At 53.9% G+C, this 18,338-nt stretch carries 15 protein-coding genes; 10 read left to right on the top strand and 5 right to left on the bottom strand.

Annotation, left to right across the window (positions count from 1 at the left end; translation table 11 throughout):
- Positions 1-89: 89 nt before the first annotated feature.
- From C8R21_RS04080 to C8R21_RS04055, 5 genes are all read left to right on the top strand, one after another.
- Positions 90-2,432 (top strand): cyanophycin metabolism-associated ABC transporter, encoded by a 2,343-nt coding sequence (locus C8R21_RS04080; RefSeq protein ID WP_375135995.1) that lies wholly within the window; start codon positions 90-92, stop codon positions 2,430-2,432.
- Positions 2,429-2,908, top strand: coding sequence for a cyanophycin metabolism-associated DUF1854 family protein (locus tag C8R21_RS04075; RefSeq protein WP_107761556.1), 480 nt, complete (start codon positions 2,429-2,431; stop codon positions 2,906-2,908). Before C8R21_RS04080 ends, C8R21_RS04075 begins: the two co-directional genes overlap by 4 nt.
- 384 nt (positions 2,909-3,292) lie before the next feature.
- On the top strand, positions 3,293-5,533 hold the full coding sequence (locus C8R21_RS04065; protein ID WP_107761554.1) for a cyanophycin synthetase: 2,241 nt from the start codon (positions 3,293-3,295) through the stop codon (positions 5,531-5,533).
- Between the two features lie 49 nt (positions 5,534-5,582).
- Positions 5,583-8,153: a cyanophycin synthetase gene (gene cphA / locus C8R21_RS04060; protein WP_107761553.1), complete on the top strand. Its 2,571-nt coding sequence runs from the start codon at positions 5,583-5,585 to the stop codon at positions 8,151-8,153.
- Between the two features lie 383 nt (positions 8,154-8,536).
- Positions 8,537-8,755: a dodecin family protein gene (locus tag C8R21_RS04055; RefSeq protein WP_074974823.1), complete on the top strand. Its 219-nt coding sequence runs from the start codon at positions 8,537-8,539 to the stop codon at positions 8,753-8,755.
- 206 nt (positions 8,756-8,961) lie between these two features.
- Here the strand turns inward: C8R21_RS04055 and clpA are convergent, their stop codons facing one another.
- Both clpA and clpS read right to left on the bottom strand, forming a co-directional pair.
- A complete protein-coding gene (clpA, locus tag C8R21_RS04050) occupies positions 8,962-11,220 on the bottom strand; it encodes an ATP-dependent Clp protease ATP-binding subunit ClpA (protein WP_107761552.1) in 2,259 nt (752 codons plus the stop codon).
- Position 11,221: 1 nt separating this feature from the next.
- Positions 11,222-11,530, bottom strand: coding sequence for an ATP-dependent Clp protease adapter ClpS (clpS, locus tag C8R21_RS04045; protein WP_107761551.1), 309 nt, complete (start codon positions 11,528-11,530; stop codon positions 11,222-11,224).
- A gap of 280 nt (positions 11,531-11,810) precedes the next feature.
- Between clpS and C8R21_RS04040 the strand changes: the two genes are divergently transcribed.
- Complete coding sequence (locus C8R21_RS04040; RefSeq protein WP_011381544.1) at positions 11,811-12,014, top strand: cold-shock protein; 204 nt, start codon at positions 11,811-11,813, stop codon at positions 12,012-12,014.
- Here the strand turns inward: C8R21_RS04040 and C8R21_RS04035 are convergent.
- Both C8R21_RS04035 and icd read right to left on the bottom strand, forming a co-directional pair.
- The gene (locus tag C8R21_RS04035; protein WP_107761550.1) at positions 11,994-12,206 is read right to left on the bottom strand and encodes a hypothetical protein; all 213 of its coding nucleotides are present in this window, start codon (positions 12,204-12,206) and stop codon (positions 11,994-11,996) included. The two genes, C8R21_RS04040 and C8R21_RS04035, sit on opposite strands and share 21 nt — an antisense overlap.
- Positions 12,203-13,456 (bottom strand): NADP-dependent isocitrate dehydrogenase, encoded by a 1,254-nt coding sequence (gene icd / locus C8R21_RS04030; protein WP_107761549.1) that lies wholly within the window; start codon positions 13,454-13,456, stop codon positions 12,203-12,205. Before icd ends, C8R21_RS04035 begins: the two co-directional genes overlap by 4 nt.
- Positions 13,457-13,720: 264 nt before the next feature.
- Between icd and C8R21_RS04025 the strand changes: the two genes are divergently transcribed.
- The gene (locus C8R21_RS04025) at positions 13,721-14,167 is read left to right on the top strand and encodes an NUDIX hydrolase (protein WP_107761548.1); all 447 of its coding nucleotides are present in this window, start codon (positions 13,721-13,723) and stop codon (positions 14,165-14,167) included.
- Position 14,168: 1 nt separating this feature from the next.
- Positions 14,169-15,260, top strand: a complete 1,092-nt coding sequence (mnmA, locus tag C8R21_RS04020; protein ID WP_107761547.1) for a tRNA 2-thiouridine(34) synthase MnmA — start codon at positions 14,169-14,171, stop codon at positions 15,258-15,260.
- Positions 15,261-15,501: 241 nt separating this feature from the next.
- On the opposite strand, the gene C8R21_RS04015 is transcribed toward mnmA, so the two are convergent.
- The gene (locus C8R21_RS04015) at positions 15,502-16,110 is read right to left on the bottom strand and encodes a glutathione S-transferase (protein WP_107761546.1); all 609 of its coding nucleotides are present in this window, start codon (positions 16,108-16,110) and stop codon (positions 15,502-15,504) included.
- A gap of 108 nt (positions 16,111-16,218) precedes the next feature.
- Here C8R21_RS04015 and purB point away from each other — a divergent pair, with 108 nt between their 5' ends.
- Complete coding sequence (gene purB, locus C8R21_RS04010; protein WP_107761545.1) at positions 16,219-17,601, top strand: adenylosuccinate lyase; 1,383 nt, start codon at positions 16,219-16,221, stop codon at positions 17,599-17,601.
- A 122-nt stretch (positions 17,602-17,723) separates the two neighbouring features.
- Positions 17,724-18,305 carry a nucleotide exchange factor GrpE gene (gene grpE, locus C8R21_RS04005; protein WP_107761544.1) on the top strand — a complete coding sequence of 194 codons (582 nt, stop codon included), beginning with the start codon at positions 17,724-17,726 and terminating at the stop codon, positions 18,303-18,305.
- The last annotated feature ends 33 nt before the right edge of the window (positions 18,306-18,338 follow it).

The raw sequence follows: 18,338 nt of genomic DNA, 5'->3' as shown, positions 1-18,338 counted from the left end.
CCTGCTGCGAACTGGAACGGACGAAGAGACAGAACTGCTCCTGTTCGCTATTTTTGAATATCTGATACTGATTTCCCCTATATAGAGTAATGCCGGAATCCGGGCTTTCGCCGATTTCTCCCGATGACATGCTGCCAGACGCAGTGGCGCCTGCTCTGCCAGCTGCCTGGATTGGGGCTGTTGAATCGCGGCTTTCCAAGGGAGAAAAGGTGGCGGCATGGCTCGAAACTGACCTCAATGACCGACTGCATTTTGATCCTGAACTTGTAGTCGTCACCAATAAACGTCTGCTCGCTAAGGCGGAAGCGGGGGCGGCGACAACGTGGCAGGAGTGGAGTTACCGGCTCGGACTGACGCTTGTGCGCAGCGATCATGCAGGCGTCGGCAGTCTTGAGCTTTTCGATGAGAACGCGCTACTTGCACGCTGGCGCTACACATTGGGGAGGGATGCTGCGGCCAGCCGGCTCATCGATAATTTCCGTGAGCAACTTCATTATCACTTGACAGGGGAGTTTCGCTCTTTACCTGTACAGATTCTCTGCCCCAAGTGTCACAGGATACTGGATGTTTCACTGGCTCCGGGGCAGGAGGAGTGCGAAGCGTGCCGCAAGCAAGTACACGCGCCACCGTCTACCTGGACCCTGTTACGCTTGTGGCGTTTCGCCAGACCCTACAAGTGGAGACTTTTTGCCGGTTTTCTTCTGACGCTTGGCAGCACGGGAGCGGCGATGGTGCCTCCGTACCTGACCATGCCCCTGATGGACAACGTACTGATTCCCTATCAGAACGGTAAGCCGATTGACGTTGAACTGGTTGGTTTTTATCTGACCGGACTGCTCGGAGCCGCGATTGTGGCCTGGGGATTGGGATGGGCACGCACTTACGTACTCGCACTGGTTTCCGAGCACATTGGTGCTGATTTGCGTACAGCCACTTTCGAGCATCTTCTCAAACTCTCGCACGCCTATTTCGGCGGCAAGCGCACGGGGGATCTCATGGCGCGTATCGGGTCGGAAACAGACCGCCTCAACATTTTCCTGTCGCTGCACCTGCTCGATTTCGCGACCGACGTGCTGATGATCGGCATGACGACCATTATCCTGGTTTCGATCGAGCCGTGGCTTGCGCTGGTCACCCTGACGCCGTTGCCGATCATTGCGTGGCTGATCCATCTGGTTCGCGATAAGTTGCGGACCGGGTTCGAGAAGGTCGATCGCGTTTGGGCCGAGTTGACCAGCGTGCTTGCCGACACCATTCCCGGCGTGCGGGTGGTGAAGGCGTTTGCGCAGGAGAAGCGGGAGGCAACCCGCTTTCGCGCTGCCAATGAACGCAATCGGGAAGTCAATGACCGGGTCAACAAAGTCTGGTCGATGTTCACGCCAACAGTCGTGCTGCTGACCGAGATCGGTTTGCTGGTGGTGTGGGTTTTCGGTATCTGGCAGGTATCAAAAGATGAAATCACGGTAGGCGTGCTGACGGCTTTTCTCACCTACATCAGCCGTTTCTATGTGCGGCTGGATTCGATGAGCCGTATCGTCTCGTTTACGCAAAAGGCCGCTGCCGGCACCAAGCGCATCTTCGAAATTCTCGATCACGTTTCCAGCGTTCCGGAGCCGGCCCACCCTGTACACCTGCCCATCGTAGAGGGGCGAATCGAGTTGCGAAATGTCGAGTTCCGCTACGGTACCCGCACAGTCACGCACGACATCAATATAACCATCGAGCCGGGTGAAATGGTGGGTCTGGTAGGACATAGCGGCTCAGGCAAGAGTACGCTCGTCAATCTGATCTGCCGTTTCTACGACGTGACGGAAGGCGCAATCCTGCTGGATGGCGTGGATATACGCGCGCTTCCGGTCGCGGAATACCGCAAGCATATCGGGCTTGTTCTTCAGGAACCCTTTTTGTTTTTCGGTACCATTGCCGAGAATATTGCCTACGGCAGACCGAACGCGACAGAGGAGGAAATTGTCACCGCTGCACGAGCTGCGCATGCGCATGAGTTTATTCTCCGCCTGCCGCACGGCTATGACTCTCTGGTCGGCGAACGGGGGCAGGCGCTCTCGGGTGGAGAGCGGCAACGCATATCGATTGCAAGGGCACTGCTAATCGATCCGCGTATTCTGATCCTGGACGAAGCGACATCCTCCGTGGATACGACCACCGAGAAAGAGATCCAGAAAGCGCTCGAAAACCTGGTGCGCGGTCGGACTACCATCGCGATTGCCCACCGGCTCTCCACATTGCGTGATGCCAGTCGGCTTATCGTTCTTGATCGCGGAAGCGTTATCGAAATAGGCAATCATGATGAACTCATGGCGCGTGAAGGGCATTATTACCGGCTTTACCAGGCGCAAGTGCGCAATGTGGACACAGAGGACGATCTGCGCGGGCTGAGCCCGGAGCCAAGGGCTGAAGGTGGCCGGGAATGACGGAAAAAGTGCCCTTACACTACTCCCTGAGCCGCAATGCCTTTGGACGACTGATGTTTATCGGAGCGAACGGGGAAGTACGAGAGGGTGTGGTTCCGGTACGGGCTTTTCCCATTACCGCTCCCAGCCGCGGTATCTCGCTGGTCGATACGGATGGCCATGAGCTGGCGTGGATCGAGGTGTTGAGCGACCTTCCCGATGAGGCGCGCAGGCATGTTGAAACGGATCTTGCCAACCGGGAGTTCATGCCGGAAATCAAACGCATCGAGGCAGTTTCAAGTTTTGCCACCCCCAGCACCTGGCGAGTTGAAACCGACCGCGGAAGCACGTCATTCGTTCTCAAGGGCGAAGAATACATTCGCCGTCTGACTCCAATCGCTTTGCTGATCACCGACAGTCAGAACATCAATTTCCTGATACGCGACCGTACGGCGCTTGATCATCACAGCCGAAAGGTCCTCGACCGCTTCCTCTGATTCAAAGCAAGGGTACCGATTCCGGCACTTGCAGTTGGAGCATTGTTTCGCAGTTGCGTGTTTACAGCGCCCTCTGCAAAGCCTGTCGCTGCCAGGAGACATACAACATTGCGTGATATCAACGGTATATTTTCGCCGGGAAACCGATTGTCGGGAAATGGCGACAAAATGGCCTCCTCTCCTGCTCCAAATAACTGTTTTTCAAAGATTATTTTAGCTGGCATAATCCATGCTTGATTTCTTGCGGATGGGGACCCCGTCCTGAAAGCCAGACGCTCGTGAGAAAAATCATTTGCTTTTCATATTAATTTACCTGGTTGTAAACCTATTGTAGTCAGCCGCGTTAGTTCAACCTTAACTTATTTCTTGTGAGAATCTCACTTTATGCTGGCTTACGCAGATACCAAACCTGACTACATAACGGTAAATCGGGATATCAAGTTTATTGAAATACGTCACCTCAACGGACCCAATATCTGGAGTGTTCGTCCCGTACTTGAAGCCATTGTCGATATCGGGGAACTCGAAGACTTTCCCTCCGACACAATCCCCGGTTTCTATGAATGCCTGTCTTCCTGGCTTCCTTCGCTCATTGAGCACCGCTGCAGCTATGGGGAGCGGGGCGGATTTCTGCGCCGTTTAAAGGAAGGTACCTGGACTGGCCATATTCTCGAGCACGTTACGCTTGAACTGCAAAATCTGGCAGGAATGCCCGGTGGCTTCGGCCGGGCGCGCGAAACATCCCTGCGCGGTGTCTACAAGGTGGCTGTGAGCGCGTGGCATGAGGATGTCACGCGCAATGCTCTCGCAGCAGCAAGGGAATTGCTGCTTGCGGCAATGGATTATTCACCGGGGGACGAACCTTACGATGTGAGAGGCGCTGTTGCGCATCTGCGCGGGATGATCGATTCGCTGTGGCTCGGGCCATCCACTGCCTGCATTGTTGAAGCTGCCGCCAGCCGCAACATTCCGGCGATTCGCCTTCTTGCCAAGGGCAATCTGGTACAGTTGGGCTATGGCATCCGAAGCCAGCGCATCTGGACAGCCGAAACGGACCGCACTCCCGCAATTGCAGAAAGCATCTCGCGCGATAAGGATCTGACCAAAGCACTGCTTCAATCGTGCGGTGTCGCCATCCCTGAGGGCCGCATCGTTCACAGCGCCGAGGATGCATGGGAAGCGGCCCAGGAAATCGGTCTGCCGGTGGTGATCAAGCCGTGTGACGGAAATCATGGGCGCGGCGTTTTTATCGAGTTGAGCAAGCGTGAAGAAATCGAGTCCGCTTATAGGGTAGCTCTGGAAGAGGGCAGCGGTGTCCTGGTCGAGGGTTATGTTCCCGGTACGGAACACCGCCTGCTGGTAGTCGGGGGCCGTCTCGTCGCCGCAAGCCGGGGTGATTCCGTTTCGGTTACAGGCGATGGGATTTCCACCATAAACGAACTGATCCAGCAGCAGCTCAACTCTGATCCCCGTCGGGGGGAAAGTGAAGATCATCCACTGAATCCGGTCAGTGTGGATGGGGTAACGATAATGGAACTCCTGCGGCAAGGTTTCACCACGGATTCAATACCGCTTGTCGGGCAGGAAGTCATCATTCAGCGTAACGGTAACCATGCTTTCGATGTTACCGACGAGGTGCATCCCAGTACGGCGGCGGCGGCTTCGCTGGCGGCGCGTGTTGTCGGGCTGGATATTGCGGGCATCGATCTTGTCGCCACGGATATCGCGCGGCCGCTTGCAGAACAGGGCGGAGCCATTGTCGAAGTCAATGCCGGACCCGGTTTGCTGATGCACATCAAGCCCGCTATTGGTACCCCGCGTCCGGTCGGTGAAGCGATCGTCGAGCATCTCTTCCCGAGCTACGAGGACGGCCGCATTCCGGTTGTAGGTATTACCGGCAGTTATGGTACAACCAATCTGGCTCATCTCATTGCTCAACTGCTCGCGCTATCCGGAAAGCAGACGGGCCTGGCATGCAGCGACGGCTTCTATCTTGACCGCAGGCAAGTGAAAAAAGGCGATCAGGCCAACTGGAAGACAGCGCGCAACATTCTCATGAACCGGTCAATCGAGGCGGCGGTTTTTGAAAACGGCAGTGACAGCATGCTGCGCGAGGGATTGGCCTACGATGGCTGTCATGTCGGCATCGTTGCCAATGTGGAGTTGACCCGTCATTATGGAAAGTATCTCGAAACCCCCAAACAGGTCTTCGACCTGTTGCGTACCCAAGTGGATGTAGTCGTGCCCGCAGGTGCGGCAGTGCTCAACGCCAGGGAACCGATGCTGGTGGAAATGGCTGCGCTGTGCAATGGGGAAATTATTTACTTCAGCCTGGATTCCGATCTTCCGGTAATAAAAGAGCATTGCTTGCACGGCACCGCTGGTATAAACGGCGTTCAAGGCAAACGGGCGGTAACGGTTCGAGACGGAGAAATTTTCCTTGTTGACGGGTCCGGTGAACTGCTACTGAGTAAATTGAACGATGTTCCGGTTACATGTAACGGGCAGGATGTTTTGGAGGTCGAAAATGTACTCGCGGCAGTAGGCGCCGCATGGTCACTCGGCATCGACCTGGCCGTCATACGCGCGGGGATTGGAAACTTTCACGCGTTTAACAAGGCGTAAAAAGAATCAGTAAACCTCCGCTGAATAAGAAACGCTAGGAGAACTGCCGATGCAAGTATCACGTCTCCGCGCTTTGCGCGGGCCCAATTTGTGGAGCCGTCAGACAGCCATAGAGGCAGTCGTTTCCTGCGACACTCCTGAATCCCTGCCGGGCGGCATGCCGGGTTTTCTGGATCGCCTGTACGCGCGATTCCCGCAAATCGATTTGCTTCGAGCCGCATCTTGCTCTGAAGCGGAAATGCTTGCGCATGCGCTCGAGCGCACTGCACTCGGACTCGAAGTACAGGTGGGTTGCCCGGTGGCTTTCAGCAAGATCGCTCCGACGCTTGAAGCCGACGTTTACCAGGTCGTCGTGGAATACAGCGAAGAGGCGGTTGGCAGGCTCGCCTTTGATCTTGCACAAGCCCTGTGCAGCGCGGCTATCGAAGATACCCCTTTCAATCTGGCGGATGCCCTGCAGCATCTGCGTGAGCTCTATGAGGACATACGCCTGGGGCCGAGCACCGGTTCAGTAGTGCGGGCAGCGGTTGCCCGCGGTATTCCCTTCCACCGGCTGACTGATGGCAGCATGGTGCAATTCGGCTGGGGTAGCAGGCAGCGGCGTATTCAGGCTGCAGAAACCTGCCTTACCAGCCTGGTAGCCGAGTCGGTCGCGCAGGACAAAGAGCTTACCCGCTTCTTGCTGGATGCTGCCGGCGTACCTGTCACACCCGGAAGGCCGGTTACAAGTGCGGAGGATGCATGGGTGGCGACCTGTGAAATCGGCAGCCCTGTCGTCGTCAAGCCGCAGGACGGCAATCAGGGAAGGGGGGTCCGCGTGAATCTCGTGAGCCGAGAGCAGGTGGAAGCAGCATACGCCGTTGCGGTTGAAGTCACTGGAAAAGTAATGGTTGAGCGCTACATTCCCGGCCACGACTATCGCATGCTGGTAGTCGGCAACAAGCTGGTCGCCGCAGCACGACGTGAGCCACCCCAGGTTGCAGGGGATGGGATTCACACGGTTGGAGAATTGGTGGAGCAGATCAACAGTGATCCGCGACGCGGTGAGGGACATGCCAACGCGCTTACAAAAATCCATTTTGATGAAATCGCTCTTGCCCACCTTGCAACTCAGGGTCTGACATCGGAATCCGTACCGCCGGTGGGAACGCGAGTAGTTCTCAGGAATAATGCGAATCTTTCGACCGGCGGAACGGCGACAGATGTTACCGACGAAGTTCATTCGGAATTTGCGGCGCGTATGGGCGAAGCTGCCCAGATGATTGGCCTTGATATCTGTGGAGTGGATGTTGTCTGCGAAAGCGTGTCCAGACCTCTGGAGGGACAAGGCGCCATTATCGAAATCAATGCAGCGCCGGGTTTGCGCATGCATTTGCAGCCTTCCTTCGGCAAAGGGCGGGCGGTGGGAGAGGCGATCATTGCAAACATGTTCAAGAAGGGTGATGATGCCCGCATTCCGGTAGTGGCGGTAACAGGCACCAACGGCAAAACGACTACTGTCAGGCTGATTGCCAATATTCTTGATTGTCAGGGCCTGCGGGTCGGCATGACAAGCACGGACGGCGTCTATATTGAGGGGCAACGTATCGACACCGGCGATTGCAGCGGTCCCAAGAGTGCAAGAAAAGTGCTTCTTCATCCGGATGTGGACGCGGCAGTGCTTGAAACTGCGAGAGGTGGTCTGCTGCGCGAAGGATTGGCTTTCGATCGTTGTGATGTCGCGGTGGTTACCAACATCGGAGTCGGTGATCACCTCGGTCTTTCCTACATCAATACCGTGGAGGATCTGACCGCCGTCAAACGCATCATCGTGCAGAATGTGAAGCCCGGGACAGGTGTGGCAGTGCTGAACGCCGCTGATCCGTTTGTGGCAGGCATGGCCGCTCATTGCCCTGGCAAGGTCACTTTTTTTGCGCGCGATCCGGATAATCCCGTGATCGCGAAGCATCGCGCCCAACGTAAACGTGTCGTTTACGTCGATGGCGACGCAATCATCGCTGCGGAAGGCAATTTCGAATATCGCCTTCCGTTTGCAGGCATACCTGTGACACAGAATGGCGCGATCGCATTCCAGATTGAAAACGCCATGGCGGCCGTCGCAGCAGGCTGGGCGCTGGGTCTCGACTGGCAGATCATTCGCGGCGATCTCGCGAATTTTGTCAGCGACATGCAAACCGCTCCCGGACGCTTCAATTTCTTCACTCATCGGGGGGCTACACTTATTGCCGACTACGGCCATAATGTCGATGCGATTCGCGCACTTGTAAATGCAATCGACAAGATTCCGGCAAAACGGCGCTTCGTGGTTATCAGCGGTGCTGGCGATCGACGCGATGAGGATATTCGGCGGCAGACGGAAATACTGGGAGATGCTTTCGATGAAGTGGTGCTTTATCAGGATCAGTGCCAGCGCGGTCGCGCGAATGGGGAGGTATTGAGCCTGCTGCGGCAGGGCCTGGAAAAGGCGAAACGCACCCGGAAGATCAAGGAAATCTACGGAGAGTTTGGAGCCATTGATGCCGCATTTGACGATCTGAAAGAGGGAGAATTGTGTCTTATTCTCATCGATCAGGTGGATGAGGCGCTGGGATACATCACCAAGCGGGTGGTAGCTGGCTGATAGGGGAGTTATCCATTCCCCGAGATTCGCGGAACACCTCTTGATCCGAGCGTTTCAAGGGTTTCTTACTCCGGTTTTACGCAAAAACGTCGAGTCCTTCTTCTCTGTTCGCCCGATCCTGAGCTTGAAGAAGGATCGAAGGTTGAATGGAACTCAGGACATGCCTGCCGAAGGATCGAAGACTGAATCGACAAAGGTAACTCATTTCCCCTCTATTGTTCCGAAATCCGCACTCTTCCGGTGAGAGGTGGGGAGAGTGGGCAGTTTTAGCTCCTTACCGGTTGCAATCCGCAAAAATTGAACCTAAACTGAAAATCACGTCAGTAGAGATACCGGTTTGTCCGGTGCTGAGTTTATGTTGTTCACCTACGAAGGAGAATTTCATGGCTGGAGATAGCGTTTACAAAATAACGGAGATAATCGGAACCAGCACGACTTCCTGGGAAGACGCCGCCAAGAACGCCGTGGAAACAGCATCAAAGACATTGAGAGACTTACGCGTCGCTGAAATAGTGAAGCTGGATCTGGTGGTTGAAAATGGCAAGGTGGTGGCTTATCGTGCGAGGGTAAGCCTGTCTTTCAAGTACGAGACCGGTAAATAACCGGCTTTCCGGCACCATGAGGCAAAGGAGTTCATAGAGGGCCCATAGGGCCCATAGAGTTAGATGGACCGGGATGCCGCTGGTCTTGCTGAATCAGGGTGCGAAGAATAATCGGAACAACAGCCGAGGCAAAGTAAAAAAGACAAAAACAAAGGAGGCGCGGAAATGCGCGCCTCCTTTGTTTTTTCTACCCTGATGAATCAAGTTTATATCGCTGCTGCTGCTTCTTCCTCAAACTGAAGTTTCACTTTGCTATCGGCATCGATATCGACAGTTACTTTGCCGCCATTGGCCAGACGTCCGAACAGTAATTCATCCGCCAGGGCGCTGCGTATGGTGTCTTGAATGAGACGCGCCATCGGCCGTGCGCCCATGAGGGGATCCACACCGTTCCTGGCAAGATATTCTCTCAGTGCATCGGTGAATATCGCATCCACTTTCTTCTCCTGTAACTGTGTTTCAAGCTGCATCAGGAATTTATCCACCACGCGCAGAATCACTTCTCTATCCAGCGGTGCAAAGGAAATGATCGCATCCAGCCGATTACGGAACTCAGGCGTAAACATCCGCTTGATATCGGCCATCTCGTCACCTGTCTGCGCGGCCTTGGTGAAGCCCATGGTAGCCTTGCTCAAGGCTTCCGCTCCGGCATTGGTGGTCATAATGATGACGACGTTGCGGAAATCCGCCTTGCGGCCGTTATTGTCCGTCAACGTGCCGTGATCCATCACCTGCAGCAGGATATTGAAAATATCCGGGTGCGCTTTTTCAATTTCATCCAGCAGCAGCACGGAATATGGCTGCTTGATGATAGCCTCGGTGAGCAAACCACCCTGGTCAAATCCCACATAGCCTGGCGGCGCGCCGATCAGACGCGAAACAGCATGCCGTTCCATATATTCGGACATGTCGAAACGGTGCAGGTGAATGCCAAGCGCGTAGGCGAGCTGCCGCGCAACCTCGGTTTTGCCGACTCCGGTCGGGCCGGAAAAGAGGAAAGAACCGACTGGCTTTTGCGGATTGCCCAAGCCGCTTCTCGCCATCTTGATCGCTGCGGTCAGCGCATTTATGGCCTGGTCCTGCCCGAACACAACCGCTTTCAGGTCGCGGTCCAGAGTCTTGAGCGTGTTGCGGTCATCACTGGAAACATTCTGCGCCGGAATGCGTGCAATCTTGGCGATGATGCTTTCTATTTCGTGCCTGCTGATTACCTTGCGCTGCTTGGATTTCGGCAAAACACGCTGGGCTGCACCGGCTTCGTCGATTACGTCGATTGCTTTATCCGGCAGATGCCGGTCGTTGATAAAGCGGGCTGACAATTCCGCGGCGGTCGTAAGCGCGGTAGCGGTATATTTGACACCATGATGCGCCTCATAACGCGCTTTCAAGCCACGCAGTATGGAAACCGTTTCATCCACGCTTGGTTCGGGCACATCAATTTTCTGGAAGCGCCGCGAAAGCGCATGATCTTTTTCAAAGATGCCGCGATATTCGCTGTAGGTGGTGGCGCCAATACATTTCAGCTGCCCGGTATTCAATATCGGTTTCAACAAGTTGGAGGCATCGAGGGTGCCTCCGGAAGCCGCCCCAGCCCCGATCAAGGTGTGAATTTCATCGATGAACAGTATGGCATTCGAACTCTCGAGCAACTGTTTCAGCACTGCCTTCAGGCGTTGCTCAAAATCACCCCGGTATTTGGTACCCGCCAGCAATGCGCCCATGTCGAGGGCATAGACCTGATGATGTGCAAGGATCTCGGGAACGTCGTTCTCGATAATTCGCCGCGCCAGACCTTCAGCGATAGCTGTTTTGCCTACCCCTGCCTCCCCTACCAGCAGCGGGTTGTTCTTGCGCCGGCGGCACAGCGTCTGTATGAGGCGCTCCAGTTCGCGCTCCCGCCCGATCAACGGATCGATCTTGCCTGCCAGGGCCTGGGCGTTGAGGTTGACCGCGTAACTTTCCAGTGCGCCCCCCGCATTCATTTCCTGCTCGGTATCTCCTTCGCTTTCGGTTTTGGCGCTGGTTCCCTGCGGAACTTTGCTGATGCCGTGAGAAATATAGTTCACGACATCGAGTCGGGTTACCCCTTTTTGATGAAGAAAATAAACTGCGTGGGAATCCTTTTCGCCAAATATCGCTACCAGTACGTTTGCGCCCGTAACTTCTTTTTTCCCCGAGGACTGCACATGCAGAATTGCGCGCTGGATAACGCGCTGAAAACCAAGAGTAGGCTGCGTATCCACCTCTCCACTCCCTCCTACAGTCGGCGTGTTTTCGGTGACATGCTCAGTCAGCAGCCGGCGTAAATCGTCCATATCAACCGAGCAGGCGCGCAATACCTCTGCGGCAGTCGGATTATCGAGCAGGGCCAGTAACAGATGCTCGACCGTAATGAACTCGTGGCGCTTCTGACGCGATTCCACGAATGCCATATGCAGACTTACCTCTAATTCTTGAGCAATCATTTCAGTTCTCCTCCATCACGCACTGTAGCGGATGCTGATGCTGCCTTGCAAATGCAACTACCTGCTCGACTTTTGTGGAAGCCACATCATTGGGATAAACTCCACATACTCCAGCTCCATCCATATGGACTTTGAGCATGATTTGTGTCGCCTGTTCTCGGTTCTTGGAAAAAAAAGTCTGTAATACAGTCACCACGAAATCCATCGGCGTGAAGTCATCATTCAGCAAAATAACCTTGAACATTGGTGGCGGCTTGAGTTTACTCTTTTTAGCCTCAAGTACAACCTCACCATTATTTCCTGCAGCCATGATCCTGTATTCTTGCCTTCAATTAAAACGGAAATATAACAACTTCCAATCTTTATATTTGATGATTGCGCTGAAATATTCAAGTACCTTTTAGAAAATTTTCTGCTGCATTTCTACCAAATAACGGGGCCGACTACTTGACTTGAACAATGGATTTGCGTAAAACAGCTCTTGGCGTTTGGCTTCAAGTTCTCTGCAGCACCGGTTACAGCCGTTTTGCGGTCTTGAAACTCAAACAGTGTTCGGGTTTCCGGCCCGGTTTTATTTATAGGAAGCAATAATGGCAACTGGTACAGTAAAATGGTTCAATGATTCAAAGGGTTTTGGCTTCATTACACCCGATGATGGAAGCGAGGATTTATTCGCCCACTTCTCCGCAATCAATATGTCCGGATTCAAAACTCTCAAAGAAGGTCAAAAAGTAACGTTTGAGGTTACCCAGGGTCCGAAGGGCAAGCAAGCATCAAATATTCAGTCTGCTTAAAGATTTCATGCCGGGGCGTGCGAGCGCACTGAGCAGCATGTGATCCATCACAGAATTATACAAAGCCCCTTGCTGTAAATCAGCAAGGGGCTTTTTCTTGTCGAGGATAAGCAGCAAGCTCAGCAATGCGCTTGACGCTTGCTTACTCTTCTGCCCCCAAGGCGGCAGATTTTCAATGCGCCATGTTTTCAACGGGCCATGTTTTCGATCAGGGCCTGCCCGAATGCTGAACAGGAGACTTTTTGCGCGCCAGCCATCAGTCGGGCGAAGTCATAAGTTACGGTTTTATCTTGAATGGTTTTTTCCATCGACCGCGTGATGAGAGCAGCGGCTTCCGCCCAGCCCATATGCCTCAGCATCATCTCCGCGGACAGAATGATGGAGCCTGGATTAACCTGATCCTTGCCGGCATACTTGGGGGCGGTTCCATGGGTCGCCTCGAAAATGGCTATCGAGTCGCTCATGTTTGCGCCGGGAGCGATCCCGATGCCGCCCACCTGCGCGGCCAAAGCATCGGAAACATAATCACCATTCAGGTTCAGTGTGGCGATGACATCATATTCCTCCGGCCGCAGCAGAATCTGCTGAAGAAAAGCGTCGGCGATCACATCCTTGATCACTATACCGCCTTTATCCTCGGGCAGCTTCATCCATGGACCGCCGTCGAGCAGGCTTGCCCCAAACTCTTTTGCTGCAAGCTGGTAGCTCCAGTTCTTGAATGCACCCTCGGTAAATTTCATGATGTTGCCTTTGTGCACCAGTGTTACCGAGCGCCGTCCGTTATCTATCGCATACTGGATTGCTTTGCGCACCAGCCTTTCGGTCCCTTCCCGGGATACCGGCTTTACGCCGATCCCTGCGGTTTGGGGAAAGCGTATCTTGGTGACGCCCATGTCGTTCATTAGAAAATCGATGACTTTTTTTGCACCTTCTGATCCAGCTTCCCATTCAATACCGGCATAGATGTCTTCCGAATTCTCGCGAAAAATGACCATGTCGGTTTTTTCCGGATTTTTCAGGGGGCTAGGCACTCCCTGAAAATAGCGAACAGGACGAAGGCATACGTACAGGTCCAGTTCCTGGCGCAAAGCGACATTGATGGAGCGGATTCCGCCTCCCACCGGTGTGGTCAACGGACCCTTGATCGAAACCACGTACTCTTTCGCCGCCTGCAGGGTTTCCTCGGGTAACCAGACATTTTCGCCGTAAATACGCGTCGATTTCTCTCCGGCATAGATTTCCATCCAGGAAATCCTGCGTTTGCCTTCATAAGCCTTTTCTACGGCGGAATCAACTACCTTCCTCATTACCGGGGTAATGTCCACCCCGATTCCGTCGCCTTCTATATAGGGAATGACCGGATTGTCCGGCACATTCAGGGAATAATCCGCATTTACGCTGATTTTTGAGCCTTCCGCTGGTATGCTGATGTGCTGATACATGCTATCTCCATTTGTTGAGCTGGGCTTAGTTCCATAATCCAGAACAAGCCGGAACCGGATCGGCAAAATTCGTATATTTTAACCGCGTTTCAGATAGAAGCGCTTGCTTTTGCCCGCGGGTTTTCCCCGGTATATCTGGAAAGCGTTACAGCCGGCAGCAGCAGGGCGGCTTCCCTTATAATAGGGGGATGACATTTCGCCTCCGTATCCGGTTGTATCCACGTTCCGCTATTTGATAATTAAAACGGTTGAAATAACGAAATCATGATCTGGAAACCCAATGTGACGGTTGCAGCAGTGGTGGAGAAAGACGGGCAATATCTTCTGGTGGAAGAGCAAACCAGTAGCGGCTTGTTGTTTAATCAACCGGCGGGTCACCTGGAGCCGGGCGAGTCAATCATCCATGGCGCGATACGGGAAACTCTGGAAGAGACGGGCTACACGTTTGTCCCCCGATCCGTACTCGGCATTTACCACTGGCATTCCCCGGCGGAAGATACGACATTCATACGCTTTGCTTTTTCCGGTGCAGTGAGCGACCACGATCCCGGCCGTAACTTGGATTTGGGCATCGTACGAGCGGACTGGTTCGGCATCGATGAAATCCGCAGCATGACCTATTGCCACCGTAGCCCACTCGTCATGAAATGCATCGAAGACCACCTGACGGGGAAGGGCTGTCCGCTCGACATTCTTACTCATTTGGCTTGAAATGAGCAAAGCACGGGTAGTTGTCGGAATGTCCGGCGGCGTGGATTCTTCTGTCGCCGCCTTGTTGTTGAAGCAGCAGGGGTATGAGGTAATCGGTCTCTTCATGAAAAACTGGGAAGATGACGACACGGATGAATACTGCTCATCCCGACAGGATTTGATAGATGCGGCATCAGTGGCGGATGTTATTGGAATTCCCCTTGAAGCGGTAAATTTCTCCACCGAATATAAGGAGCGGGTATTCAGCCATTTTCTTGCCGAATACAAGGCAGGCCGGACACCCAATCCGGACGTGCTGTGCAATGCCGAGATAAAGTTCAAGGCGTTTCTGGATCATGCGGCGGGGCTGGGCGCGGATTATATTGCGACAGGCCATTATGCCCAGGTGCGCAATACGGATGGCGTATTCCAGTTGCTCAAGGGTGAGGATGGAACAAAGGATCAGAGTTATTTTCTCTACCGGCTCAACCAGGCGCAGTTGTCCAGGACACTGTTTCCCATCGGGCATCTTTATAAGCGCGATGTGCGAAGCATCGCGAAAGATCACGGGTTGCCCAATTTCTCCAAGAAGGACAGCACCGGTATCTGTTTTATCGGCGAACGGCCTTTTCGGGAATTTCTCAACCGCTACTTGCCGAACGATCCAGGCGAAATCCGGACGCCTTCCGGGGACGTCATGGGCAGGCATGCCGGCCTTATGTATTACACCATCGGACAACGGCAGGGATTAGGCATAGGCGGAACAAGGGGAGGAGATGGCGAGCCCTGGTTTGTTTCGAACAAGAACGTGAAGCGGAACATCCTGACGGTGGTTCAGGGTCATGATCATCCCGACCTGCTCAGGCCCGCGCTTATCGCAACCGATCTGACATGGGTGAGCGGCCAGATACCCCACTGTAACTGGGTATACGCGGCCAAAATCCGTTATCGCCAACCGGATGCTCCCTGTTCGATTGCTTACCTCGACCGCAACAAGTGCGAAATCGAGTTCGCCCAACCGCAGTGGGCGGTGGCGCCAGGGCAGTCAGTGGTGGTATACGAAAGCAAAGTGTGCCTGGGGGGAGGTATAATTACCGCTAGGCAAGATGATTGAGAAGGGAAAGCAGATAAAACGGACAGCAGAGGTGGTAGGGATAGGATGGGTGGAGGCTGAAAGCCGCAATCCATCACCCGTCACCAGAATTCGATGGGCTACGCTTCACTCCCCATCCTGCGGGCTGCGGGAAGTAACGATCCTCATTTTCACGGAAGTTGAAATCCAAGTTTATCTCCAGGTAAAAAAATGGATACCTGCCTCCCGCAGGGATGATCCATTTTATCTGACAATGTCGCTGTCAGTCCCGCGGGGCGGTTTCCATGAACGCAGACCGTTTTTCCAGACGGTCGGAAAGATCCGCGAGATTGGGAAAATTCTCCCGCCACTTGATCTCCGGAAACCGGAAAGCAAGATAGCCCAGCGCGCAGCCCAACGCGATGTCAGCCAGGGAATAGGCATTTCCATCGCACCATTTTCTGTCACCGAGTTCCCTTGCCGCCGCTTCCAGGCCTCCCTCAACCTTTTTCTGCTGGCGGGAGATCCACTGTCCGCTTTGCTGTGTCTTGCTACGCTTGCGTTCCAGGAAAATGGCGGCAGCGGCATCGCAGATACCGTCCGCCAGCGCTTCCCAGCGTTTTACCGCGATGCGCCGCCGATTGCCGTCCGGAATCAGACGCGATACGGGATTGACACTGTCGAGATACTCGACGATCACACGTGAATCAAACACGCTCGCCCCATCATCCATGATCAGCACCGGCACCTTGCCTAGCGGGTTGTAGTGGGGTACTTGGCTATCATCGTTCCAGGGAACATCCAGTTCGAAGCTATAGCCAACGTGCTTTTCGGCGAGGACAATACGTGCCTTGCGTACGTAGGGGCTGGTAAGCGATCCAATAAGCTTCATGGCGAATCTTGAAGAGAGTGGTCAACGCGCATTATATCGGCTTTCCGCACTGCATGGCATAACGGGACCGAAGCCTACCTGTGTTAAAATTTCGCCGGAAACCAAGCTATGAATTCATCCTTTCTCACCGCACTCTCTCCCCTTGATGGCCGTTACCACGGCAAAGTCGATGCACTGAGGTCCTATTTCAGTGAACTCGCGCTGATCCGTTACCGCGTCCAGCTTGAGATTGAATGGCTCAAGGCATTGAGTCAGGCATCCGTCATTAATGAAGCACTGCCGTTATCCGCGGATACGGTTGCGCAGCTCGATACCTTGGTAACGGATTTCTCCGAAAGGGATGGCGAAGCGGTCAAACTTATCGAGGCGCGCACCAACCATGACGTGAAAGCTGTGGAATACTGGCTTCGCAAGCAGTTAACGGGGAATGCCGAGATTGGCAGAATCGAACAATTCATTCATTTTGCCTGCACTTCAGAGGACATCAACAATCTTTCCCATGGATTGATGCTGATGCACAGCCGCGACGACATCATGTTGCCGGCGCTGGATAACATTATTGGCAGCCTCATCCGATTTGCGCACGAACTGGCCGAGGTACCCATGCTTGCGCGCACGCATGGGCAGCCTGCCACGCCGACGACAGTGGGCAAGGAGTTCGGCAACTTCGCTTATCGTCTGCAACGGGGACGCCGGCACCTTGCGCAGGTGGCTATTCTCGGAAAAATCAATGGTGCGGTGGGCAATTACAACGCGCATCTGGCAGCGTACCCCGACTTGGAATGGGAGAAATTTGCGCGGGATTTTGTGGAAAAGCTCGGCCTGGAATTCAATCCTTATACCACCCAGATCGAACCGCACGACACCATAGCTGAACTGTTCGATGCCTATGCCAGGATCAACACCATCCTGCTGGATTTCAACCGTGATATATGGGGATACATTTCGCTGGCGTATTTCAAGCAAAAAACCCGAAAAGATGAAGTCGGTTCCTCAACCATGCCGCACAAGGTCAATCCGATAGATTTTGAAAATTCCGAAGGCAATCTAGGGATTGCCAACACGCTGCTGCGGCACTTGAGCGAGAAACTGCCAATATCGCGCTGGCAGCGCGATCTTACCGACTCCACTGCGCTGCGTAACATGGGTGTGGCATTAGGGCACACCTTACTGGCATATGACTCCTGCAGCCGGGGTCTGGACAAACTGGAAATCAATCCAGGCCGGCTGGAGGAGGATTTGAGAAATGCCTGGGAAGTACTGGCCGAGCCTATTCAGACAGTGATGCGCCGTTACGGCATGCCGGATTCATACGAGCGGTTGAAAGAGCTGACACGTGGCAAGGGCGGCATCACCCAGGCAGCGCTGCATCAGTTTATTGACGGTCTTGCCCTTCCTGATACAGAAAAAAAACGATTGCGTGAACTGAGACCCGAAACATACCTGGGGAACGCTGCTGCATTAGCGAGAAAAATCAGCGTGGAACACTGATTTTCACGTCCTTTTTTCTATCAAGCTGCCCCCTGCACACATTATCGAGCCTGGAAATTTTTGGGCTTGAAATTCGAGAAACCATCCCGATATGTTTATGGATAGAAAATCAGGAGAAAGCCATGACAGAAGAAAACCGGCCTCAACCAGACCAGCCCGAACTGACCGTTACAAGCGGAAGCGGTGTACAGGAAACCGGGGAAAACAAAGCCAAGATGCCCGGGCAGGAGGGCGAAGCCATGCCCAGCCTGGAGCAGTTACTGAAAAAAGCGGAACTCGATGCAGCGGAACATTATGATGCATGGCTTCGCGCCAAGGCTGAGGGTGAGAACATAAGAAAGCGTGCCCAGCTCGATGTCACCAACGCGCACAAATACGCCATTGAAAATTTTTCGACTGAACTGCTTTCGGTCATGGATAGCCTGGACGCTGCATTGGCGGTGGAAAATGCAACCGTCGAGAATTTCAAAAGCGGCATGGAGTTGACGCTCAAGCAGCTCACTGCGGCTTTCGCCAAGTTCAATATCAAGCAGCTCAATCCCCAGGGTGAAAAATTCGATCCGCATTTGCACCAGGCCATGTGCATGGTGGAGTCCGAGCTTCCGCACAACACCGTAGTGCAGGTCATGCAGAAAGGCTACGTGCTGAATGATCGCGTTATCCGGCCGGCGCTGGTTTCGGTTTCGAAGGGAAAAGAGTCTTGAAATCACGATCTTTACCCCCATTTCAGCGGTAAC

It is taken from the genome of Nitrosospira multiformis, assembly GCF_003050865.1.
Lineage (GTDB): Bacteria > Pseudomonadota > Gammaproteobacteria > Burkholderiales > Nitrosomonadaceae > Nitrosospira > Nitrosospira multiformis_E.
This window is presented reverse-complemented; position numbering and strand designations above follow the sequence as displayed.